We start from the raw sequence: 24,232 nt of genomic DNA on the forward strand, positions 1-24,232 counted from the left end.
TGCACCGTCTCACACCGCGCCGTTCTCTACGCAGGATTGGCCCGTGCGGGCGGTGGGAGCACGCGTGCGCATCATCGAACCCGTCGAAGAACACGTCCAAGACCGCCCCCCAGCCGCGCCACGAACCCAGCGTCGCGCATGTCTCACACCTAGCCCCGTTTGCGTTGCGTGACAATGACCAGATGCGGGGGCGCACGCCCCGGCCGCCCGGCGACAAAAAACCCCGGCGCGGAGACCGCGCCGGGGTGAAAAGCCGAACGAGCGCTTGCGATCAGTAGCGATACTGCTCGGGCTTGAACGGACCGGTCTGCGCCACGCCGATATAAGCGGACTGCTCGTCGGTCAGGCGCGTCAGCTTGACGCCGATCTTCTCCAGGTGGAGAGACGCGACCTTCTCATCAAGGTGCTTGGGCAGGGTGTAGACCTTCTTCTCGTAATGGCCGGGCTTGGTCCACAGCTCGATCTGCGCCAGCGTCTGGTTGGTGAAGGACGCGGACATGACGAAGCTGGGGTGGCCGGTGGCATTGCCGAGGTTCACAAGGCGGCCTTCGGACAGCAGGATGATGCGCTTGTGGTCGGGGAACTCGACCTCGTCCACCTGCGGCTTCACATTGTGCCACTTGAAGTTCTTCAGCGCGGCGACCTGGATCTCGCTGTCGAAGTGGCCGATGTTGCAGACGATGGCGCGGTCCTTCATGGCCCGCATGTGATCGACCGTGATGACGTCCACATTGCCGGTGGCGGTCACGAAGATGTCGGCGCGGGGCGCCGCCTCTTCCATGGTGGTGACCTCATAGCCTTCCATGGCGGCCTGGAGCGCGCAGATGGGGTCCACCTCGGACACGATCACGCGGCAGCCGGCGTTGCGCAGGGAAGCGGCCGAGCCCTTGCCCACGTCGCCGAAGCCGGCGACCATGGCCACCTTGCCGGCCATCATCACGTCCGTGCCGCGGCGGATGCCGTCCACCAGGCTCTCGCGGCAACCATAGAGGTTGTCGAACTTGGACTTGGTGACGCTGTCATTGACGTTGATGGCGGGCCACAGGAGCGTGCCCTTCTTCTGCATCTCGTAGAGACGATGCACGCCCGTGGTGGTCTCTTCGGTCACGCCGCGGATGTTCTTGGCCAGCTGGGTGTACCAGCCATGCTTATGCTTCAGGCGGCGCTTGATGGCGGCGAAGAGGACTTCCTCTTCCTCATTGGTGGCGCCGTCGAGGAAGGCGGTGTCGCCCTGCTCGGCGCGCAGGCCCAGATGCACGAGGAGGGTGGCGTCGCCGCCGTCGTCCAGGATCATGTTGGGGGTGCCGCCATCCGCCCACTCGAAGATGCGGTGGGTGTATTCCCAGTACTCCTCGAGGGTCTCGCCCTTCACGGCGAAGACGGGGGTACCAGCGGCAGCGATGGCGGCGGCGGCGTGATCCTGGGTCGAATAAATGTTGCAGGAGGCCCAGCGCACGTCGGCGCCCAGCGCCTTCAGGGTCTCGATCAGCACACCCGTCTGGATGGTCATGTGCAGCGAGCCGGCGATGCGGGCGCCCTTCAGCGGCTGGGACGGGCCGTATTCCGCGCGGGTGGCCATCAGGCCGGGCATCTCGATCTCGGCGATGTCCAGTTCCTTGCGGCCCCAATCGGCGAGACTGATATCCTTGACCACGTAATCGGCACTCATGAGCTTCACTCCGTCCGGGATTGCGGGCGCCCGGGTTGCGCCACCCCATCCGACGGGCGATTTACCATGGCCGCCCGGACATCGCAATCAAGATATAAACAAATGCTTATATCGTTGAAAAGCAGCGCGGAGTCCGCGACTTGCACCACTCGCATGCGAGCCTTGCGCCCGCTGGGCCGGCGTGAAAAGAGCAAGGCTTTGATTCAGGCCGTTTTTGTGCTATACAAGGCGATACAGTCGTTTGCTTCCTGAACCATCCGCACCGTGCCTGTACATTGGCGCATTCTCGGGAACATAGGGGCGAGAATTTGGGCATCCGGCCACCGGCTCGGCATGGATGCGGCTGAACAGTAGTGGCCATCGACTGATAATGAGCGGGTTGTCGGGCGTTCCGGCCGAAACCCAGTCGCCAGCGAAAAGGTGCAGCACCGCCCGGATAATACCGGACGCGGGCGGACGCGCGCCAGCACGATCCGGCCTCCGGGCCGGATCAGGAGTGGTCAAGAGCATGTCGACAAAGAAGACTGCCCAGGTCCGCCTTGGTTTCAAGACGGGCGAGCATATCGTGTACCCCTCGCACGGCGTCGGTCGTATCATGGCCATCGAAGAACAGGAAGTGGCCGGCTTCAAGCTCGAACTGTTCGTCATCTCGTTCGAGAAGGACAAGATGACTCTCCGGGTTCCGGTACCCAAGATTGCCACCGTTGGCATGCGCAAGCTTTCCGAAGGCCCCGTGGTGGCCAAGGCGCTCGACACCCTCAAGGGTCGCGCCCGCGTCAAGCGCACCATGTGGAGCCGTCGTGCCCAGGAATATGAAGCCAAGATCAATTCCGGCGATCTGATCGCCATTTCCGAGGTGGTGCGCGACCTGTATCGCTCCGACGCCCAGCCCGAGCAGTCCTATTCCGAGCGTCAGCTTTACGAAGCCGCCCTCGACCGGATGGCCCGCGAGCTGTCGGCCGTGCAGAACCTCACCGAGACCGAATCCATCAAGCTGATCGAGCAGCACCTCCAGAAGGGCCCGCGCCGCGGTGCCGCCAAGGCGGAGGATGCGGACGCCGATCTGGACGCCGACCTGGAAGCCGACGAAGCGGCCTGATCCGCCCGTCAGCCCTCGTTCCCGAAGGAAAAGGCCCGGGCGGAGACGCCCGGGCCTTTTTCGTATGCACACGCGGATATGGACGCGCGCCCGCGCCGGATGCGCGACCCGAAGGCCGCGCCGGCACGCGTTCACGCGAACAGGCTGTCGATGTCGTCCTGGGAGACCACATTCTCGTCATCGGCCAACGCGGGGCCGTTCAGCAGCGCCTCGTCGCCTTCCCGGGCGATGATGCCGGCTTCCTGGGCCACCACTTCGGCGCCGCCCCAGATCTCGGTCATGCGCTGCACGCGCTGCTCGATGAAGACGAGCAGCTTGACCACCTTGCGGATGCGCTGGCCGGTAATGTCCTGGAAGTTGCAGGCCTCGAACGTCTTGATGACATTGCCCTGGATTTCTTCCGCGATGCTCAGATCATCGCCGGACAGACGGCCCAGCAAGGCATTGACCGACGAATCGATGGCCTCGGCGCAGGACAGGATGGCCTCGGTGGCCTCCTCGGTGTCATAGACCACCGCGTCCAGTTCGTCGGTGGCGCGGAACAGCTTCTCGCCGCGCGTGCCTTCCGAATGGAGACTGGCGATTTCCGTCTTGGTGTTGCGGATGGCGTCCTGAATGGTCTCGATGCCCGCCCAGAGCACGTTGCGGTCGCGCTCGCGATCCGCTTCGGGGTCACGCTGGTTGAACTTTGCGATCTCCGAGCGGATCTCCGCCAGTTCCTGCAGCACGCGGCCGAAATTCGGGTCTTCGACCGCCACCACTTCGATGCCCGCAGGAGCACCGGTGGCGGCGGGGGCAGCGGATCGGGCCGCCGCCGTTGCCTCAATCCTGAAGGGTCGCCGGCTGGCCATCATGGACTCCTCCTGCCTTCTGCTTCGCCGTCACTATTCTATAAATCGAACCGCCTTTTGCCGAAAGACCTCCGAAAACACCCCCGCAAGCTCCGCGCAAGCTAAGATAGACTACAAAGCAAGCGTCATACCGGCGATCTCTCTGCCGGAAATACTTATCCCTGCGCCCCGCTGACGGAGTGAGCCATGGCGGTTGATTTGTCGATGCCGGTCCTTGTGGTGGACGATTACAAAACCATGGTCCGCATCATCCGGAACCTCTTGAAGCAGATCGGCTTCGATGATGTTGACGAGGCCGCGGACGGAACCGAGGCCCTGGCAAAGCTCAAGGAGCGGCGCTACGGCCTGGTGATCTCCGACTGGAATATGGAGCCCATGACCGGCTACGAGCTCTTGAAGCGCGTGCGGGACGATGCGGATCTCGGCGAGATCCCCTTCATCATGGTGACCGCCGAGGCCAAGTCGGAAAACGTGATCGCCGCCAAGAAGGCCGGCGTGAGCAATTATATCGTGAAGCCGTTCAACGCCCAGACGCTCAAGGGCAAGATCGACACGGTGTTCGAGGCCTGATCGCCATCGGCCGCGCCGCGTCACGATGCGGCGCCGCCACGGGCCCCGGCCCCCCCGACACTGAAAAGTTGCGCTCCAAGCGCGCGGCTTGCCGCCCTGACCCGCCCGGCCCCGGCCCGGCGGGTTGGCGCATATGGGCGTCCCGCTGGCGCGTCGTTCCGCCAGGTCTCTGGCAAAAAAGGCGTTTTCGCCCGACACAGACATCCAGCTTGGATCGAAAGCGCCCGGATGAGGGCTTGCGCCAGGCCCACCGCCCCCTGCCGCTGGGGCCGGGATTGGTCCAGATCCGCTGGCAACACTCCTCCGAAACGGCCGGCCGTCACGGGAATCTGGCACCTCAATACCTTACGCACGCCATTTGAAGGGAACGTTCCCTCCAACTTCCCCCCGGAAGGGGGTTTCCCCGTCAAAATGGAGGGATTGTTCGATCCAAACGCGAACGACTTCAACTTGAGGGAGCCGGCCGACAAACCTAATTGTTTACCCATCGGTTGAGCGCCAGATCAATGACCCAAGGCTCGACACCAACCGGAAGATCTACTTCTCTACGGGGGATCCGAACATGTATGTTGTCGTCGATCACCGGCCCAGTGTCGCTGAAAGCTATGTCTCCAGCTTCGCGCGTGAAGGCTTTTCCTCACAATCTTTCAGCAACGACGAGTTCCGCGAGTGGATCAACACCGCCTCCGAAGCCGATATTGGCGCGGTGGAGAGCTTTCTGCTCGGTGATTTCGACGCCCGCCCGGCTTTTGCGGAGATCATCCGCACCCACAGCCCGGCCCCCATCATTGCGCTGGCCGACATCAAGTCGCTGTCCCAGACCCTGGAACTCTTCACCGCCGGCATTGATGACGTGGTGCGCAAGCCCGTCCATGTGCGGGAAATCGTGGCCCGGGCTGACGCCGTGTGGCGGCGCCTGAATTCCGCCACCGGGCCCGCCCTCAGCGGTCGCCTCCAGGTCTTCTTCGATGGCCGCGACCCCACCGTGGACGGCGCGCCCCTGCCCCTCCCCCGCCGCGAGCGGCATATCCTCGAATACCTCGTTAAGAACTCCAAGCGGCGGGTCACCAAGACCCAGATCTTCAACACCATCTACGGCATCTTCAATGACGACGTGGATGAGAGCGTGGTCGAAGGCCACATGAGCAAGCTGCGCAAGAAGCTGCGCCTGAAGCTCGGCCACGAGGTCATCGATGCCAAGCGCTATCTTGGCTACCAGTTCATCGGGTGAGGCTCCTCCCACCCCAACTGGACCCCGCGCCGGCCGCCCCGCCGCCGCGGGGTTCTTTCTTTTTACCGCATCGCCAAGGTCTTGGTCGGCACGGGGACGGCAAGCCTGACGACAGCTTGCCGGCCTAACCATGCCATGCGGCCGCACCCTTGCCGCTCGACCAAGATTGACGCGGCCGCGCCGCCGCCCCGCCTGGAGATGACAATGCGTCTGACCTTGAAGACATCCCTGATCGCGACCGTCGCGCTGCTTTTGGCCTGCATTGCCGGGCTGGGCGCCATTTCCATCGTTCAACTCAGAGGCGTGTCCGGCCACCTCACCGAGATCGCCACCAATTGGCTGCCCAGCGTTCGCGCGGTGGCGGAAGTGCGCTACCTGACGACGCGCATGCGCGCCGCAGCGGTCCGAGCCGTACTTGTGCAGGACCAAGCGATGCATGAGCAGTCGCTGAGCCGAGTTAAAGGCCTGGAAAGGCAGTTGGCCGATGCCTCCAGGCTTTATGAAAAGCTGGTCTCGTCCGACGCCGAGATGGACAATTGGCGGAAGTTCCAGGAGGCCTGGGCCACGTACATGAAGACCCAGTCCGATATGTTCGGTGCCTATGCGCGCAAGGACAAGGAGCAGGTCGACAAGCTGGCGAATCTGTCCGCCGAACAGTTTGACGCGGCAAACGCATTCCTGGCGAACGCCGTCGACATCAACGACAAGGCCGCCCAGGACGAATCCACCGCCAGCGCCGGCGAGGTGTCCTTTGCCTTCTGGATCATCGGTGTGTTCGCCATCTTCGCGGTCGCCGTTGGCATCGCGGCCGTCATCTTCGTGCTCCTCGGCGTGGTGCGCCCCATCAACCGCATCACCGCTTCCATGCAGGCCGTTTCCGGCGGCAACCTGAATGCCGAAATCCCGAGCCTCACCGCCAAGAACGAGGTCGGCGCCATGGCGCGCACCCTCGAAGTCTTCCGCGACGGCCTGGCCGAGACGGAGCGCCTGCGCCTTGCCCAGGTGGAGAAGGAAGCTGAGATGGCCCGCAAGCTCGTCGCCGAGCGTAACGCCATCGCCGATGCCTTCCAGGCCAAGATGGGCGCCATTGCCGACCAGTTCGCCGGCTCGTCCACGGAAATGTCGGATGCGGCCCGCAACCTGTCCGCCACCGCCGAGGAAACCTCTCGCCAGGCCCATGCGGTCACCAATGCCGCCGAAGGCGCCTCCAGCAACGTGCAGACGGTGGCCGCCTCGGCGGAAGAACTGTCCGCCTCCATCCGCGAGATGAGCGACCAGGTGTCCTCGTCCGCCGAGATCGCCCGCTCCGCCGCCAGCGAGGCGGAGAAGACCTCGGACAACATCCGCCAGCTCTCGGCCGCCGCCCAGAGCATCGGCCAGGTGCTCTCGCTCATCAAGGACATTGCCGAGCAGACCAACCTGCTGGCCCTCAACGCCACCATCGAAGCGGCGCGGGCGGGGGATGCGGGCCGTGGCTTTGCCGTGGTCGCCGCCGAGGTGAAGGAACTGGCCGCCCAGACCGCCAAGGCCACCGACGAGATCTCTTCCAAGATCAACGAGATCCAGGCCGCCACCAACTCGACGGTGACCTCCATCTCCTCCATCGTGTCCACCATCAACAATGTGCGCGACCTCACCGCCATCATCGCCGGCGCGGTGGAAGAGCAGCGGGCCGCCACCAGCGAGATCGCGGCCAACACCCACCGGGCGGCCATGGGCGCCACCCAGGTGACCAACAACATCTCCGGCGTCGGCCAGGCGGCGGGCATGACGGGTTCTGCGGCCACCCAGCTGATGAGCCTGTCGTCCTCCCTGTCCGCGCAGTCGCAGGACCTTCAGCGGGAAGTGTCCACCTTCGTGCAGTCCCTGCGGGCTGCCTGAGGTCGACCCCTCGCCTGCCCCGCACGCCGGGGCAGGCAAAGAAAAGGGCGCTCCCGCGGGAGCGCCCTTTTTGCATTGGACTCACGGGTGGCGGGCGGCCGGATGGGCGTCTCGCCCGCCCGGTCAGTCCAGCTTGATGCCGAAGCGGGAGGCCTGGCGCTGGACGAACGCCTCCATGCGCTCGCGACCGAGCTGGGTGAGCTGCACCAGGATGCGGCGCTTGTCGCGGGGGTCCGGCACCCGGTCGATGAGCCCGGCCTCCTTCAGGTCGTCGATGCGGCGCAGCGCCGTGGTGGTGGGCGCGCCAGAGGCGATGCACAGGCTGGTGACGGAGATGGGCCGCCCGCTGGCCTCGGCCACGGCGAGGTCCAGCATCATTTCCCAGGCCGGATCGGAAAACAGCCCCGCCTGGAAAATGGCGTCGCGATCGGCGCGGGCCGCCACCAGGGCCTTCAGATAATTGGGCCGGGCATGGGCGATGGGAGCGGGAGCGGTCTCCTCCTCCTCGCCGGCGGCCATCTGGTCCTCTACCAGCGAAATGGCGCGCTCGATGGAATGAGCCACCTCTTCGGCGGAGAGGGGTTTCTGGAGGAAGTCCACCGCATGCAGGCGCAAGGCGCCCACCGCCCGATCAAGCGAGGCATGGCCGGTGATGACGATGGCCGCCATGGGCCGGTTGTTGCGGCGCATCGCCAGCTTCTGGAGCAGCTCGATGCCGTCGATGCGGGGCATCTGGAGATCGGTGACGATGATCTGAAGCGCCTCATGCTTCTGCACCAGATCCAGCGCTGCCACCGCCGTCTCGGCCGTGCGCGTGGGGATGCCCAGCATGCCGAGCCCCTCGCTGAGTTCACTCAGGATATCGGCATCGTCGTCGACAAGCAGAACCCGCGGTTCGCTCATTTCACTGCTACCCATGAGCTGTCAAACCTCAGCTACTAACGCTTCCCCGCAATCTCAACCAGAGAAGATTGACGATCCCCGCACTGCGACAGCAATGCCAGGAGATCATCCGCCTTCATCTTTCGCGCGACGATGAAGCCCTGAACCAGATCCACGGAGGATTTGCGCACCAGCGCCAGATCCTCGGGTGTCTCGACCCCTTCAGCCACAACCTGAAGGCCCAGTCCATGGCCGAGATCCGCCAGCGACTGGAAGATGCTGCGCGCCTTGCCCCATTCGCGGGCGTCGCGCAGCAATTCCATGTCGATTTTGATCTCGGTCACCGGCAGATTGGCAATCTGGAGCAGGCCGCTCTGGCGCTGGCCGACATCGTCGAGGGCGAGGCCGAAGCCGGCGATGCGCAGCCGCGCCAAGGCGGAAAGGGCTTCGCTCGAGGCGGTGTAAAGGGTGTCCTCGGTCAGCTCGAACACCACGTTCCCGGCGGCAAGCCCCGCCGCGTGTACAGGCCCCGTCAATGCCCCCGCCACGCCGGCGGTCAGCAGCGCGTCGATGGGCAGATTGACGCTCACCTTGGCGTCCCAGCCCAGCTCCGTCCACCGGCTGCACACCGCCACCGCCTCCGTCAGGACATGCTGGGTGATGCCAAGCGATACCGCGCTCTCGGCGGCGGCCGCAGCCAGGATGTCCTGGGGGCCCACATAGCCAAGGCCGGGCACCATCCCGTCCAGCAGGGCCTCCGCCCCGGCGAAGGCCAGCGTGTCCGCCTGGACGAGAGGCTGGAAATTCACTGGCAGGCTGCGCTCCTCCAGCGCCGCACGCAAGGCGGCAAGCACCGCCCGGGGATCATGGCGCGCCCGGCTGGAGGCCCGCGTCGGCAGGCTGGCGTCGGATTCCAGAAGGGCGAGAAGGTCATGGGGATCGAACGGCTTGTGCAGCAGGCCAAGGACCGCCAGACCGTCGCGGCGGGCAGCGTCGGCCACCGTGCGGATCACATCCTCCCCCGATCCGCTCAGCAGGATCACGGCCGGCGCCTTGGCCTGCCGGGATAGGTATTTTAGCACCTCCATCCCATCGATGGAGGGCATGGCCAGATCCAGCAGGAGCACGTCGTGGCCGGCCATGTCGGCATCGGTGAAGAAGCGGGCGTCCCCGGCCGAGGTCACGCGATAGCCGTTGCCCTCCAGGAACTCCACCAGGTCTTCCCGGAATTCCCGCTCGTCATCCAGGATGAAGACGGACCGCTCGGGCGCCCCCGTCATGGCCCCCTCCGAACTGGGGCGATGCCGCCGCCGATTAGTGGGCAGGCGCAGGCGGAGAGGGCGTCCAGCGCCGTGCGCCGCCCCCACCCCTCAGGGCGGGCGGTCTTGCGCCACCTTGCGAACCCGCGCCCCAGCCCCATTCCACGCTCCACCAGGGGAATGCCTGTGCGAGTTTTGCGACAAAGCCGGCTCAAGCGCAACCGACCGCCCACATCCCGCAATCGTTTCAACACATAACGGTCATAGGCGGATGCTGGATCGCAGACCATTGGGACAAGTCCTGAGAACAACGAAAAAACCCCGGTGCCGCAACGCGCGGGGGCCGGCCTGGCGGCTCGGGTCAAGGCAGGTTAGGCGGCGGGGGCCAAAGCGGCCACGGGAATGGGCACGCTGATGTCGAACCGCGCCCCCCCTTCCGTATTGCTGGCGCGGATCTGCCCGTCCATGTCGCGCAGCACATTGCGCGAGACAGCAAGGCCCAGGCCCGTTCCCTTGTCGGCGGGCTTGGTGGTCATGAAGGGCTCGAAGATGTGCTCCAGGATATGAGGCGCGATGCCGCCCGCATTGTCGCAGACGCTGACCTGCAGCTGGCCCTCCACGGTTCGGGCCTCCACCCGCACAGTGGCGCCCGCCGGCGCTTCGCCCTGCCCGGTGAAGGCATCGCGGGCATTCACCAGAAGATTGACGATCACCTGCTCGAACATGGTCTGGTCGCCGCGCACCTGAAGGTCGGGCGGCACCTCCAGGTCGAGCACGAGGCGGATATTGGCGGCGCGATACTGTTCCACCACGAAGCTGGTGGCCAATTCGATGGCAAGCCGGGCGGAGAAGGGCTCCTTCTGGTCGCTGGGCATGCGGCCATAGCGCCGCACCTGGTCGGTGATACGCTTGGCCCGGTCCACCTGGGCGCCGATGCGGTCGAGCTTGCCGAGCACGGCCGCCGGGTCGCCATGGCCGTTGACGATCCGCACCGCATTGGCCACCGCCATCTTGATGACGGCGAGCGGCTGGTTCAACTCGTGGGCGATGGCGGTGGCCATCTCGCCGAGCGTGGCGAGTTTGGCGGTCTGCATGATCTGCAATTGGGTGCTGCGGATGCGCGTGGTGTCCGCCAGGACCAGCAGCCTCTGCCGCCGCCCCTCCCAGATCACCGGGCTCATGGCGCCGCGGAGCGAGATGACATCCCCCCGGGCGCGCGGGAAGGTGAGATTGATAAGGCCCCATTGCGGCTGGCCGGGGCTTTCGGCGGCATCGAAGGCCAGTTCCACCAGCCGTGCCCATTCCCCGTCCTGCGGGGTCGGCGCCACCAGCATGGCCGCGTGGGGATTGATGAACAGCACCTGGCGGGTATCGGCGTCGATGATGATGGTCGCCGCCGGCATCGCCTCGATGATGGCGCGCAGATTGTCCTGCATGGCGCGCGCCGAGCGCTCCAGGCTCGCCAGTTCCGACACGCGGCGGGTGTCGCGCACGGATTGAACGACCAGGATGATGACCAGCGCGATGGTGGCGAAGATGAGCAGGGCGAAGGGAATGCGGGCGGGATTTTCGGCCAGCTCCCGCTCGCGCTGGAACACCTTGTCATTGAAGGCGACGGATTCCTGAAGCACCCGCTGGAGGCTCCCCTCCAGCGGCATAAGGTCCTTGCTGAGGCGGGCGAGCAGAAGGTCCATGCGGTCGTCGGGGTCGCGGTGGCCGAGGCGGTCGCTCCACTGGGCCAGCCGGTGCTCGATCTCCACGAGCGTGGTCTGGCGGGCGGCGATGCTCTCCAGCGCCAGCATCTCGGACGAGGTGTGCAGGATGTTGATGCGCGAGATCAGCAGCTCCAGGCGCAATCCCAGGTCCTGAAGCTGCGTCTCGGACGGGTCGTCACGCGCCTCATGGAGCGCGGCACGGGTCTTCAGGAATTCGAGCTGGGCCTGGTAGGCCGCCCAGCCGGTGCTGCGGATGGACGAGTTGAGGAGCGTCCGCTGCACGTTCTGCGCATCGAACAGCATGATGGTGGCGGCAAACAGCACTCCGATCGCCCCCATCAGCGCCGCGGGAACGATGAAGGCGCGCAGCGAGCGGCGGTTATGGGACGACAAAGTCAATGGCCTTTACCTGCCAGACCATACGGGTGCGGTACAGCTGGCTCTGGAGCTTGGGATTGCGGTCGATGGGATACATGATCCAGAAGGGCCCCTTCTCCCGCACCTTCATGGTCGCCCCATTGAGGCGGGTGGCCAGGATGACGCCGTTCTGCTCCCAATCCTGCGCAGGCACCGTGGCCATATAGTCATTGAGCGCCACCACGATGGCCCGCTCCACCGGCAGCGCGCGCTGGCCCGCCAGCACCGACAGGCTCGGGCCGGCAAACACCTGCTGGCCCTGGGTCCACGGCGTCTTGGTTTCGATGGTTTCCACGGGCAGCTTGTCCAGCTGCTCCAGCGTCAGCACCTGTTCCGCGAGGACACTTCCATTGTCGCGAATCCAGCGCACTTGCAGCGTCTGGGCCTCGGCGCCGGCTGCCATCAGCAGAAGAAAGGCCACGAGCCCTGCAAGGGTTCGCATATTGCGCACCATCATCCCCACCCCGAGCGCGGTCGCACCTCGTCCCCCACAGGACAGCAACCGCATCAACCATGCTGACACAAAGCGGCGGTTGGCAGGTGTGGAATTGGCTCCGAAATGGAAGCAAATGGCCGCAATTGCAGCCGCATCGGCGGCAATAATATCGGCGCCGTGCGAGACAGGCCGCGCAGCATGGCCCTGCCCTTCGCCCTTGCCCTTCGCCTTCGCCCCTGCGAGAAGGCATCCATTATGATCGTGCTTGACGATATCTCCCTGCGCATTGCGGGCCGCCTCCTTTTGGACCACGCCTCGGTTGCCCTGCCGGAAAATGCCCGGGTGGGCGTGGTCGGCCGCAATGGCACCGGCAAGACCACCTTGTTCAAGGCGCTGATGGGGGAATTGGAGCTGGAGAGCGGCAATGTGCGCCTGCCCAGCCGGGCGCGCATCGGTCGGGTGGCGCAGGAGGCGCCGAGCGGGCCCGACAGCCTGCTGGAGCGGGTGCTGGCGGCCGACACCGAGCGCGCCGCCCTGCTTCAGGATCGCGAGACCACCACCGACCCCATGCGCATGGGCGAGATCGAGGCGCGTCTCATCGACATCAACGCCCATTCCGCGCCCGCCCGCGCCGCCCGCATCCTGGCGGGCCTCGGCTTCGACGAGGCGGCGCAGGCGCGGCCTTGCTCGGAATTTTCCGGCGGCTGGCGCATGCGCGTGGCGCTCGCGGCTCTGCTCTTCACCGAGCCGGACCTGCTGTTGCTGGACGAGCCCACCAACTATCTCGACCTGGAAGGCACGCTGTGGCTCCAGGACTATCTGGCGAGCTATCCGCGCACGGTCATCCTCATCAGCCATGACCGCGACCTGCTCGACACCTCGGTCGACCACATCCTGCACTTCTCCGGCGGCAAGCTGAACCTCTATCGGGGCAACTTCACCCAGTTCGACCGCCAGCGCCGCGAGCGCGCGCTGCTGGACCAGAAGGCCCGCAAGAAACAAGAGGCGCACCGCGCCCATATGGAGGCCTTCATCGCCCGCTTCCGGGCCAAGGCCACCAAGGCGCGCCAGGCCCAGTCCCGCATCAAGGCGCTCGCCCGCATGGAGCCTTTGGCGGCGGAGGTGAACGAGCAGGAAGCGGCCATCTCCATCCGCCATCCCGAGCGCCTGCTCTCCCCGCCCATCTTGGTGCTGGAGAAGGTGGCGGTGGGCTATGAGCCCGGCAAGCCGATCCTGCGCAATCTCAACCTGCGCATCGACGAGGACGACCGCATCGCCTTGCTCGGCCCCAACGGCAACGGCAAGTCCACCTTCGCCAAGCTCATCGCCGACCGCCTGAAGGCCCAAAGCGGCAATGTGGTGCGCGCCGACAAGCTGGAAGTGGCCTATCTCGCCCAGCACCAATTGGACGAGCTGGTGCCGGAAGACAGCCCGGTGCAGCATGTGCGCCGCCTCATGCCCGACGCGCCCGAGGCGCGGGTGCGGGCACGGGCGGCGGAGATGGGCTTTTCCGGTGGGGCCGGCGACACCAAGGTGTCCGCCCTGTCCGGCGGCGAGAAGGCGCGCCTGCTTCTGGGCCTTGCCGCCTTCAACGGGCCGCACCTGCTCATCCTCGACGAGCCCACCAACCATCTGGACATTGAGGCGCGCGCCGCGCTCATCAATGCCATCAACGACTTTCCCGGCGCCGTCATCCTGGTCTCCCACGACCGGCATTTGCTGGAAGCCTGCGTCGAACGGCTGTGGATGGTGGGCGGCGGCACCGTGAAGCCCTATGACGGCGACCTCGACCAGTATCGGCGCGAGCTTCTGAGCACCGCCGGCTCCGGCAAGATGTCCGGCGACGCCCGCAAGGGCGAGGAGGCGGCCGAGGCCTCCGCCTCGGAGGACAGCGCTGCCCCCCTGCGCAAGAAGGTGCGGGACGCGGAAGCCCTGATGGCGAAGCTGGAAAAGGACATCGCCGCCATCGACAAGCGCCTGGCCGATCCCAAGATCGAGAAATTCCCCAACGACGCCGCCCGCCTCAACAAGCAGCGGGACGAGGCTGTCGACGCTCTCGCCCAGGCGGAGGAAGCCTGGCTGGACGCAAGCGCGGAGCTGGAGGCGGCCACCGCCTGAACACGAGGGGCACGGGGCCGGGTTTTTCTTTCCAATCCAGGAATTTTTGCCCCGCGCGGAACCGCCGGCGGGGGCGGATCGATATGTAGGGGAACCTTGTCGTCACCTGCCGCGTTCAAGCCGGCGGGGGGCTCAAGGATCGGCGCCACGGTCCCCCGTTCGCGTCCGTCCGCCGCCCAGATGAGCAATGCCCGCCATTCGCGCCTGGAATTTTTGTTCGCCCCGCTCCCCCCTCCGTCCCGGCAAGGGAGGCTGACATGGCCGACCCCATCGCCGCCGGCGACGCCCCGCTCTGGTACAAGGACGCGGTCATCTATCAGTTGCACGTGAAGTCGTTCTTCGATTCCAACAATGACGGGATCGGCGACTTTCCGGGCCTCCTCGCCAAGCTGGACTACATTGCCGAACTCGGCGTCAATGCCATCTGGCTCCTGCCCTTCTATCCCTCGCCGCGCCGGGACGATGGCTATGACATCGCCCTCTATGAAGGCGTGTCGCCGGACTACGGCACCATGGAGGATGCCCGCCGCTTCATCGAGGCGGCCCATGCGCGCGGCATCCGCGTCATCACCGAGCTGGTGGTGAATCACACGTCCGACCAGCATCCCTGGTTCCAGGCCGCCCGCCGCGCGCCCAAGGGGTCGCCGGAGCGCAATTTCTATGTCTGGGCCGATGACGATCAGGGCTATCAGGGCACGCGGATCATCTTCCTGGATACCGAGAAGTCCAACTGGACCTTCGATCCGGTGGCCGGCCAGTATTTCTGGCACCGCTTCTATTCCCACCAGCCTGACCTGAACTTCGACAACCCGGAAGTGCTCGAGCGCATCCTCTCGGTCATGCGCTTCTGGCTGGACCTGGGGGTCGATGGCCTGCGGCTCGATGCCGTGCCCTATCTCATCGAGCGCGAAGGCACGTCCAACGAGAACCTCGCCGAGACCCACGACATCCTGCGCAAGATCCGCGCGCATCTCGATGCCAATTATACCGGCCGCATGCTGCTCGCCGAGGCCAATATGTGGCCGGAGGACACGCAGCAATATTTCGGCGAGAATGCCGATGAATGCCACATGGCGTTCCACTTCCCGCTGATGCCGCGCATGTACATGGCGATCGCAAAGGAAGACCGCTTCCCCATCACCGACATCCTCAGGCAGACGCCGGCCATCCCGGAGACCTGCCAGTGGGCCATCTTCCTGCGCAACCATGACGAGCTGACGCTGGAAATGGTCACCGACGCGGAGCGGGACTATCTGTGGACCGTCTATGCCGCCGACCGGCGGGCGCGGCTGAACCTCGGCATCCGCCGCCGCCTCGCCCCGCTGCTGGAGCGTGACCGGCGGCGCATCGAACTGATGAACGCCCTCCTCTTCACCATGCCCGGCACCCCCGTCATCTATTATGGCGACGAGATCGGCATGGGCGACAACATCCATCTGGGCGACCGCGACGGCGTGCGCACGCCCATGCAATGGTCGCCGGACCGCAATGGCGGCTTCTCCAAGGCAGACCCCGAGCAACTGGTCCTGCCGCCCATTCAGGACCCGCTGTCGGGCTATTTCGCGCTGAATGTGGAAGCGCAGATGCGCGACCCCCATTCGCTGCTGAACTGGACGCGCCGCATGCTGGCGGTGCGCAAGGCCCATCCCTGCTTCGGGCGTGGCGGCTTCCGGCCGCTCTATCCCGGCAACCGCAAGATCCTCGCCTATCTGCGCACCTATGAGGATGAGACCATCCTGTGCGTGGCCAACCTGTCCCAGACGCTCCAGGCGGTGGAACTGGACCTCACCGAATTCGACGGCCGGGTGCCGGTGGAGATGACGGGCGGAACGCCTTTCCCGCCGGTGGGGCGCCTGCCCTATCTCCTCACCGTACCGCCTTATGGCTTCTTCGCCTTCAACCTCGCCGCCAACGTGGCCGAGCCCTCCTGGCACACCAGCCCGCCCGAGCAATTGCCGGAATTCGAGACGCTGGTGCTGCGCGCCGGCCTTGCCGACGTGCTCTCCCAGCGCAACAAGACAATCATTGAGCAGGAGGCGCTGCCCGCTTATGTGCGCCGCCGCCGCTGGTTCACCGCGCCGGGCGACGAGACCGCTTTGCGCAAGGCCGACCGGGCGCCCATCGACCGGGCCTTCATCGAATGGGCCATGCCGCTGCCCAAGGCGGGCGACCATGTGATGGTCGTGCAGATCGTCGTGGAAGCGGGTGGCGAGAGCGCGCGCTACATGATGCCGCTCGCCATCGCCTGGGAGGACGAGCAGCCGAGCCCGCTTTCCGTGCAACTGGCTTTGACCCGGGTGCGGCAGGGCCGCCGCGTGGGCTATCTCACCGATGGCCTCACCCTCGACCAATTGCCCCGCGCCGTGGTGCGGGCGCTGCGCTCGGGCACGGTGCTCGCCTTGCCGGATGGCGGCGAACTGCGCTTCGTGGCCGATGCGGACCTTGCCGGCCTGGAGATCCCGGAAGATGCCCCGGTCCTGCGCATCGGCACCGAGCAGCCCACCGCCACCATCGTCATCGAGGAAGGCGCGGCCTTCAAGGTGATCCGCCGCCCCTATCTGGGCGCGCAGCCCCAATCGGAGATGATCCGGCGCCTCACCTCCCTCGGCTTCGAGGGAACCCCGCCCTTGCTGGGCGAGGTGGTGCGCACCACCTCCGACGGCCGCTCGGCGGTGCTCGCGCTCATGCTTGGCTTCGTGCGCAACCAGGGCAATGCCCGCAACTGGGTGCTGGACCAGGTGAGCCGCGCGCTCACCTTCTCCGCCCAGTCCGGCCGCGAAATCGAGCCCGCCTTCGACGAGCAGATGTCCGGCATCATGCCCTTCCTGCGGCAGGCTGGCCGGCGGCTGGCGGAATTCCACGGCCTGATGCGGGTGGAGAGCGACGACCCCGCCTTCGCGCCCGAGGCCTTCTCCCGCGCGGACGCGGAAGCGCTCGGCGAAGCGGTGGCCGCGCTGCTCGACAGCGCGCTCCAGGCCCTCACCCAGCCGGCGGGCCTTTCCGCGGCGGATGCCGCTCGCGCGTCGGCGATCCTTGACGTGGGCACGGACCTGCGGGCGGTCGCCACCACGCTGGCGGGGAGCCTTGCCGGCACGCCCAAGACGCGCATCCACGGCAATCTGCATCTGGGCCAGATCCTGGTGCGCGGCAATGATGCCTGCCTGGTCAATTTCGGCGACGAGGCGGGCAAGGCGAGCCCCTGGTTCGACCTGGCCAGCCTCATGCGGGCGCTCGCCGCCGCCTCCGCCGCCTTGGTCAATGCGCCCCACGAGACTGTGGGCCTGATGACCGAAGCCCTGCGCACCGACCTGCTCGACCGCTTCGCCAGCCGCGCCGAACGCGCGCTTCTGGGCGGCTACGCCGACGGGGCGGGAGGGCTGGAGCGGGCGCTCATCGACCTGTTCCTCCTTGAACTGGTGGCCCGCGAAATCTGCGGCTCCGCCCTTCCGCCCGCCCCGGCGGTGCGCGTCCTCCACGGCTTTGCCGTGCGCTATGCGGGCGCCGTCGATCCCGAGCTTGAGGACACCCCCACCCGGCTGGAGGAAGCCACCTCATGAGCGCCCGCACCGCACCCGCCCGCCCCTCCCCTGTCCTTCCCCCCTCCGGCCTCTCCGATGGCGAGCTGCATGCGCTGCTTGAGGCGCGCCACGGCGATCCTTTCCGGGTGCTGGGCCCCCATGGGGTGCCGGATGGCGTCGAGGTGCGGGCGATCCGCCCCGGCGCCCGCCGGGTTGAGGTGGTGGACCGGGCGAGCGGAGCAGCCTTTCCCCTCGCCGGCCAGCCCGATGGCGTCCTGTTCGCCGGAAAGGCCGGCGCGTTCGCGCAGCAGGGGCCTTCAGCCTATGTGCTGCGCACCACCTGGCCCGACGGCGTGGTGGAGGAGAGCGAGGACCCCTATGCCTTTCCCCTCCTCCTGAGCGACGACGACCTCTATTTCATCGGCGAGGGCACGCACCTCAATCTCGCGGAGGCGCTCGGCGCCCGCGCCATAACGGTGGAGGGCATTGCGGGCGTGCGCTTCGCGCTCTGGGCGCCCCATGCGGCGGCGGCGAGCGTGATCGGCGACTTCAACATGTGGGACCCCCGCCGCCATCCCATGCGCCGGCGCAATGGGGGCGTGTGGGAGCTGTTCGTGCCGCGCCTCTCCCCCGGCGCCGCCTATATGTTCGAGCTGATCGGCCCCGACGGCAGCCGCCTGCCGCGCAAGGCGGACCCGGTGGCGCGGGCCGCCCAATGCCCGCCGGCCACCGCGTCCATCGTGGCGGATCCCGCACCCTTCCCCTGGCAGGATGGCGCCTGGATGGAGAGCCGCGCCGGCCGCCATGGGGCGCAGGCGCCACTCTCTTTCTATGAGGTGCACGCCTCCTCCTGGATCCACCCCGACGGCCGCCTGCCGGATTGGGACGCCCTGGGAGACCGGCTCATACCCTATGCGGTCGATCTCGGCTTCACCCATCTGGAACTGCTCCCCATCATGGAGCATCCTTTCGGCGGCTCCTGGGGCTATCAGCCCCTCGGCCTGTTCGCGCCCACCGCACGGCTCGGGCCACCGGAGGCCTTCGCCCGCTTCGTGGACCGCTGCCACCAGGCGGGCGTGGGCGTGATCCTCGACTGGGTGCCGGCCCATTTCCCGTCTGACGCGCACGGCCTCGCGCATTTCGATGGCACCGCGCTCTATGAATATGCCGACCCGCGCGAGGGCTTCCATCCCGACTGGAACTCGCTGATCTATGATCTCAGCAAGCCGCAGGTGGCGGGCTTCCTCATTGCCAGCGCGCTGGAATGGCTGCGGCACTTCCATGTGGACGGGCTGCGCGTGGATGCGGTCGCCTCCATGCTCTATCGCGACTATTCGCGAAAGCCGGGCGAATGGATCCCCAACATCCATGGCGGCAAGGAGAACCTGGAAGCCATCGCCTTCCTGCGCCGCCTCAACGAGACGGTGGCGCGCGAGGTGCCCGGTGCGCTGGTGATTGCCGAGGAATCCACCGCATGGCCGGGGGTGACGGCGCCGGTGAGCGGAGGGGGCCTCGGCTTTTCCTTCAAGTGGAACATGGGCTGGATGCATGACAGCCTGCGCTATATGGGGCGCGATCCCATCCATCGGCGCTTCCACGGCTCGGACCTCACCTTCGGCCTCGTCTATGCCTTCTCGGAACGCTACGTGCTGCCCATCTCCCATGACGAGGTGGTGCACGGAAAGGGCTCGCTGCTCGCGCGCATGCCGGGCGATGACTGGCAGCGCATGGCGAACCTGCGGGCCTATCTCGGCTTCATGTGGGGCCATCCCGGCAAGAAGCTGCTGTTCCAGGGCTGCGAGATCGCCCAGCCCACCGAATGGGACCATGACAGCGCCCTGCCCTGGCCTCTGCTGGGCGAGCCCGCCCATCGGGGCGTGCAATCGCTGGTGCGCGACCTGAACCGGCTTTACCGCTCCCATCCCGCCCTTCATGCGGGGGATGCGGACCCGAACGGCTTCCGCTGGGTGGTGGAGGAGGACGCGGAAAATTCCGTCTTCGCCTTCCTGCGCCAGGCCCCCGGCTCCCCGCCGGTGCTGGTGGTCTGCAACATGACGCCCACCCCGCATTACGGCTACCGCATCGGCGTGCCCATGGGCGGACCTTGGCGGGAACTGCTCAATACCGACGCGCCGCTCTATGGCGGCACGGGGGTCGGCAACCTCGGCGGCGCTGCGGCGTTGAGCACGGCGAGCCACGGCTTCGACCATGCGCTCGATCTGACCTTGCCCCCCCTTGCCGCCTTGGTCCTGACCCCGCAGGAGACGTGATGCCCCCGCAATTTCCCGACCGCCTGGAGCCTGGACACCCCTATCCCCTCGGCGCCCATGCGGACGGGCTGGGTGTGAATTTCGCCGTCTTTTCCGCCCATGCGGAAAAGATCGAATTGTGCATCTTCGACGAGCGCGGCCGGCGGGAAGTGGCCCGCATGGCGCTGCCCGAATGCACGGACGAGGTCTGGCACGGCTATCTGCCCGGTGCTTCCGAGGGTCTGGTCTATGGCTATCGCGCCCATGGCCCCTATGACCCGGGGCGCGGCCACCGTTTCAATCCGGCCAAGCTCCTCATCGACCCCTATGCCCGCCAGCTCACCGGCGCGCCCCGCTGGTCGGACAGTCTGTTCTCCTACCGCCTCCAGAGCGGCCGGGCGGATCTCGCCATGGACCGCCACGACAGCGCGCCGGCCATGCCCAAATGCGTGGTGATGGACACTCCCACCGACTGGGCGGACCGCCGCCCGGACGTGCCCTGGCCGGACACGGTGATCTATGAGGCCCATCTGCGCGGCCTATCCATGAAGCGCGACGACATGGAGCCGAGGGTGCGCGGCACCTTTGCGGCGCTGGGGGACCCGCGCCTGATCGACCACCTCCACCGGCTCGGCGTAACCAGCGTGGAATTGCTGCCCATCCATGCCTTCCTGCAGGATCGCTTTCTGGTGGAGCGGGGGCTGCGAAACTATTGGGGCTATTCGACCCTGTCCTATTTCGCGCCGGAGCCGGCCTTTCTCGGACCGGCGGGCCTCCGGGAGATCCGGGGCGCGGTGCGCCGCCTCCATGCGGCGGGTATCGAGGTGATCCTCGACGTGGTCTATAACCACACCTGCGAAGGCAATGAGCTGGGCCCCACCTTCTCCTTTAAGGGCCTCGACAACGCCAGCTATTACCGGCTGATGCCGGACAATCCGCGCTATTACATCAACGACACCGGCTGCGGGAATACGGTCAACCTCTCCCATCCGCGCGTCTTGCAGATGGTGATGGATTCCCTGCGCTATTGGGTGGAGGCCTTCCATGTGGACGGCTTCCGCTTCGATCTCGGCGTGACGCTGGCCCGCGAGCCCAACGGCTTCGACCCCGGCTGCGGCTTCCTGGACGCCATCCGGCAGGACCCGGTGCTCTCGCGGGTGAAGCTCATCGCCGAGCCCTGGGACATTGGCCCCGATGGCTACCAGCTCGGCCATTTCCCGCCCGGCTTTGCCGAATGGAACGACCGCTTCCGCGATGGCGTGCGCCGTTTCTGGCGGGCCGAGCCCGGCCAGCGGGGAGAACTGGCGGCCCGCCTCACCGGCACCAGCGAGGCCTTCGACATGCGCGCGCGCAAGCCCTGGGCCTCAGTGAACTTTCTCGCGGCCCATGACGGCTTCACTCTGGCCGACCTCACCGCCTATGACGAGAAGCACAACGAGGCCAATGGCGAGGACAATCGCGACGGCCACGGCGCCAATTTCTCCGCCAATTGGGGCGCGGAGGGGCCGACCGACGACCCCGCCATCCTCAAGACCCGCCATCAGGTGCGCAAGGCGCTGCTCGCGACCCTGATGCTCTCCCAGGGCACGCCCATGCTGCTGGCCGGCGATGAGTTCGGCCGCACCCAGAACGGCAACAACAACGCCTATTGCCAGGACAATGACATCTCCTGGATCGACTGGTCGCTGGCCGGCACGGACGACGGGGCGGACCTGATCGACACCTTCGCCCAGCTTTCCGCCCTGCGCCGGCGCTTCCAATTGCTGCGGGCGCCCCGCTTCCTGCACGGCCACCACGAGCCCATCCCAGGCATGGCGGACATTTCGTGGTTCGACGAGCACGGCACGCAATTGGAGGGCGATGGCTGGCACGCGGATGGCGGCCACACCCTCAATCTGCGCCGCGCCGGCCCGGCGACGGACGGCGGCATTGATGTGCTGCTGCTGCTGGTGAATGCCAAGGGCGAGGAGACCCTTTTCCACCTCCCGGAACCGCCTCAGGAGTGGCGCCTGGTGTTCGACAGCGCCACGCCGCCGGATGGCGAGCCGCTGGTGGAAGGTGAGACGCGCCTCGCGCCCCGCAGCGTGCGCCTGCTCGCCGCCCATCTAGCCGCCGCCTGACCGATCTTCGCAAGGACCTCGCGCATGACCGACGCGCTCACCCGCCTGGCGGCCCTCGCCGGCCTGTCTCCCCAATGGACGGACGCGTTCGGCCGCCCCCAGACTGTTTCGCCCGACGTGCTGCGCGCCTTGCTCGCCACCCTCGGCTTGCCCGCCGCCACCGACACGGACGTGGCGGATAGCCTTGCCGCGCTGGCGCGCGAGCAGGGCGCCATGACACCGCCGCTGGTGACTGCCGACGCGGGCGTGCCCATCAGCCTGCCCCTCCCGCAACGGGACGGGCGCGTGCGCTACAGCATCCGGCTGGAAGGCGGCGGCAGGGTGGAGGGCGAGGCCGAGGTGGCCCACGGCCAGCTGCATCTGCCGGCGCTGGGGGATGCCGGCTATCACCGGCTTGAGGCCGGCGGCATCGACACCACGCTGGCGGTGGCGCCCGCGCGCTGCTTCAGCGTGGGCGATGCGGTCCGCCGCGACGATCCGCGCCTCTGGGCGCTGGCGGTGCAGGTCTATGGCCTGCGGCGGCCGGGGGATGGCGGCATCGGCGACTTCACGGGGCTCGGCGCGTTCGCGGCGGACGCGGCGCGCAAGGGGGCCACGGGGCTGGTGATGAGCCCCGTCCATGCGGCCTTTTCCGCCGACGCCCACCATTTCAGCCCCTATTCGCCCTCCAGCCGCCTGTTCGTGAATGCCCTCCATGCGGACCCGGCGGCGGTGTTCGGCACCGAAACGGTGGCGCGGGCGGTAACGGCTTTGGGCCTTCAGGCGGAGATGACGGCGCTGGAGGCCGCTCTCCAGGTGGACTGGCCGAAGGCCGGCCCCCTCAAGCTCTCCCTCATGCGGCACCTGTACGCCCATGTCCTGCCCCGGCGGCCCGATCTCCTGGCGGACCTTGCCGCCTTTCGCCGGGATGGCGGGCAGATGCTGGAGGACCATGCCCGCTTCGAGGCGCTCCACGCCGCGCAATTCGGCGCCGACCCGTTCAGATGGCACTGGCGCTCCTGGCCGGAAGGCCTGAGGCATCCCCGGTCACCGGCTGTGGAGCGGTTCGCGCAGGACCAAGCGGACGCCGTGACCTTCCACGCCGCCCTGCAATGGATGGCGGCCCGCTCCCTCCAGGCGGCGCAGGATAAGGCACGGTCGGCGGGCATGCCCATCGGCCTCATCGCGGACCTGGCGGTGGGCGCGGATGGCGGCGGCAGCCAGGCCTGGGGCCACCAGGAGGAAATGCTCATCGGCGCCTCGGTGGGTGCGCCGCCCGATCTCCTGAATTCCATCGGCCAGGGCTGGGGCCTTGCGGCCTTTTCGCCGCGCGGCCTCATCAATGGCGGCTTCGGCATGTTCCGCGACATGCTCGCGGCGGTCATGGCCCATTCGGGCGGGGTGCGCATCGACCATGTGATGGGCCTCTCGCGCCTCTGGCTCATCCCCGAGGGGGCCCCGCCATCGGCTGGCGCCTATCTGGCCTATCCCTTCGACGACATGATCCGGCTGGTGGCGCTGGAATCCCGGCGTCGGCAGGCCATCGTGCTGGGCGAGGATCTCGGCACCGTGCCTTTCGGTTTCCGCGAAAAGCTCGCGGCGCGGGGCATATTGGGGCTTCAGGTGCTGTGGTTCGAACGGGAGGGGGCGGGCTTCAAGCGCGCCGCCGACTATTCCACCCGCGCCAGCGCCGTGACCGGCACCCACGATTTGCCCACCGTCCACGGCTGGTGGCGGGGCGACGACATCGCCTGGCGCGCCCCGCTCGGGCTTCTGGGGGAGGGCCGGACCGAAGCGGATGAGCGGGCCGAGCGGGAAGCGGACCGCGCCGCGCTGTGGCAGGTGCTTGGCGGAGGGGGGGCGGCACCGACGTCCGAGGACCCGGAGCCGGTGCTGCGGGCGGCCCTTGATTTCGTCGGCCGCACGCCCTCTCCCCTGGTGGTGGTGCCCATCGAGGACGCGCTGGGGCGCACGGAGCAGCCCAACCTGCCGGGCACGGTGGACGAGCACCCCAACTGGCGCCGCCGCTATGACGGCGCGGCTGGCACGCTCCTGGACGACCCTCAGGTGGAAACCCGCCTCGCCAGTCTCGCGCAGGCCCGGGCGGCCCGCTGACCGCCCCTTGCCCCGTCAAGCCCGACCCTTGCACGAAGGTCCCCCGCGCCCCATATCGGGAAGCGTCGGGGTGCCGCTTTGGGCCCTGGCGGGAAGATGGCCGGATAGGACATCTTCCGAACC

General features: G+C 67.1%; 15 protein-coding genes. 9 read left to right on the plus strand and 6 right to left on the minus strand.

All coding sequences use genetic code 11. The features are described from left to right. Nucleotides 1-271: 271 nt before the first annotated feature. Complete coding sequence (gene ahcY, locus ACT54L_RS08520) at nucleotides 272-1,669, minus strand: adenosylhomocysteinase (protein ID WP_476085110.1); 1,398 nt, start codon at nucleotides 1,667-1,669, stop codon at nucleotides 272-274. Nucleotides 1,670-2,177: 508 nt separating this feature from the next. Here ahcY and ACT54L_RS08525 point away from each other — a divergent pair. Next, nucleotides 2,178-2,768, plus strand: coding sequence for a CarD family transcriptional regulator (locus ACT54L_RS08525; protein ID WP_476085111.1), 591 nt, complete (start codon nucleotides 2,178-2,180; stop codon nucleotides 2,766-2,768). A 131-nt stretch (nucleotides 2,769-2,899) separates the two neighbouring features. On the opposite strand, the gene ACT54L_RS08530 is transcribed toward ACT54L_RS08525, so the two are convergent. Then, nucleotides 2,900-3,622 carry a protein phosphatase CheZ gene (locus ACT54L_RS08530; protein WP_476085112.1) on the minus strand — a complete coding sequence of 241 codons (723 nt, stop codon included), beginning with the start codon at nucleotides 3,620-3,622 and terminating at the stop codon, nucleotides 2,900-2,902. A gap of 183 nt (nucleotides 3,623-3,805) precedes the next feature. Between ACT54L_RS08530 and ACT54L_RS08535 the strand changes: the two genes are divergently transcribed. The 3 genes from ACT54L_RS08535 to ACT54L_RS08545 all read left to right on the plus strand — a co-directional run bounded on the left by ACT54L_RS08535 (nucleotide 3,806) and on the right by ACT54L_RS08545 (nucleotide 7,301). Beyond that, nucleotides 3,806-4,189: a response regulator gene (locus tag ACT54L_RS08535; RefSeq protein WP_209103961.1), complete on the plus strand. Its 384-nt coding sequence runs from the start codon at nucleotides 3,806-3,808 to the stop codon at nucleotides 4,187-4,189. Between the two features lie 562 nt (nucleotides 4,190-4,751). Beyond that, nucleotides 4,752-5,420: a response regulator transcription factor gene (locus ACT54L_RS08540; protein WP_476085113.1), complete on the plus strand. Its 669-nt coding sequence runs from the start codon at nucleotides 4,752-4,754 to the stop codon at nucleotides 5,418-5,420. 204 nt (nucleotides 5,421-5,624) lie between these two features. After that, entirely contained in the window at nucleotides 5,625-7,301 is a 1,677-nt protein-coding gene (locus tag ACT54L_RS08545; RefSeq protein ID WP_476085114.1) for a methyl-accepting chemotaxis protein, read from the plus strand. A gap of 123 nt (nucleotides 7,302-7,424) precedes the next feature. On the opposite strand, the gene ACT54L_RS08550 is transcribed toward ACT54L_RS08545, so the two are convergent. The 4 genes from ACT54L_RS08550 to ACT54L_RS08565 form a co-directional block, all read right to left on the minus strand. Continuing rightward, complete coding sequence (locus ACT54L_RS08550; RefSeq protein ID WP_476085115.1) at nucleotides 7,425-8,204, minus strand: response regulator; 780 nt, start codon at nucleotides 8,202-8,204, stop codon at nucleotides 7,425-7,427. A 35-nt stretch (nucleotides 8,205-8,239) separates the two neighbouring features. Continuing rightward, nucleotides 8,240-9,463 carry an EAL domain-containing protein gene (locus ACT54L_RS08555; RefSeq protein ID WP_476085116.1) on the minus strand — a complete coding sequence of 408 codons (1,224 nt, stop codon included), beginning with the start codon at nucleotides 9,461-9,463 and terminating at the stop codon, nucleotides 8,240-8,242. 350 nt (nucleotides 9,464-9,813) lie between these two features. Beyond that, the gene (locus ACT54L_RS08560) at nucleotides 9,814-11,556 is read right to left on the minus strand and encodes a sensor histidine kinase (RefSeq protein WP_476085117.1); all 1,743 of its coding nucleotides are present in this window, start codon (nucleotides 11,554-11,556) and stop codon (nucleotides 9,814-9,816) included. After that, nucleotides 11,537-12,016 (minus strand): putative pterin-binding protein, encoded by a 480-nt coding sequence (locus ACT54L_RS08565; RefSeq protein WP_476085118.1) that lies wholly within the window; start codon nucleotides 12,014-12,016, stop codon nucleotides 11,537-11,539. The genes ACT54L_RS08560 and ACT54L_RS08565 overlap by 20 nt, the downstream gene beginning before the upstream one ends. A gap of 249 nt (nucleotides 12,017-12,265) precedes the next feature. Here ACT54L_RS08565 and ACT54L_RS08570 point away from each other — a divergent pair, with 249 nt between their 5' ends. From ACT54L_RS08570 to malQ, 5 genes are all read left to right on the plus strand, one after another. Next, nucleotides 12,266-14,128, plus strand: coding sequence for an ABC-F family ATP-binding cassette domain-containing protein (locus ACT54L_RS08570; protein WP_476085119.1), 1,863 nt, complete (start codon nucleotides 12,266-12,268; stop codon nucleotides 14,126-14,128). Nucleotides 14,129-14,385: 257 nt separating this feature from the next. Continuing rightward, a complete protein-coding gene (gene treS / locus ACT54L_RS08575) occupies nucleotides 14,386-17,685 on the plus strand; it encodes a maltose alpha-D-glucosyltransferase (protein WP_476085120.1) in 3,300 nt (1,099 codons plus the stop codon). Then, nucleotides 17,682-19,916, plus strand: a complete 2,235-nt coding sequence (gene glgB, locus ACT54L_RS08580; RefSeq protein WP_476085121.1) for a 1,4-alpha-glucan branching protein GlgB — start codon at nucleotides 17,682-17,684, stop codon at nucleotides 19,914-19,916. Before treS ends, glgB begins: the two co-directional genes overlap by 4 nt. After that, complete coding sequence (gene glgX, locus ACT54L_RS08585; RefSeq protein WP_476085122.1) at nucleotides 19,916-22,015, plus strand: glycogen debranching protein GlgX; 2,100 nt, start codon at nucleotides 19,916-19,918, stop codon at nucleotides 22,013-22,015. Before glgB ends, glgX begins: the two co-directional genes overlap by 1 nt. A gap of 24 nt (nucleotides 22,016-22,039) precedes the next feature. Then, nucleotides 22,040-24,109, plus strand: coding sequence for a 4-alpha-glucanotransferase (malQ, locus tag ACT54L_RS08590; RefSeq protein WP_476085123.1), 2,070 nt, complete (start codon nucleotides 22,040-22,042; stop codon nucleotides 24,107-24,109). Nucleotides 24,110-24,232 lie beyond the last annotated feature (123 nt).

The sequence above is a fragment of the Aquabacter sp. DMC10 genome (assembly GCF_056314145.1).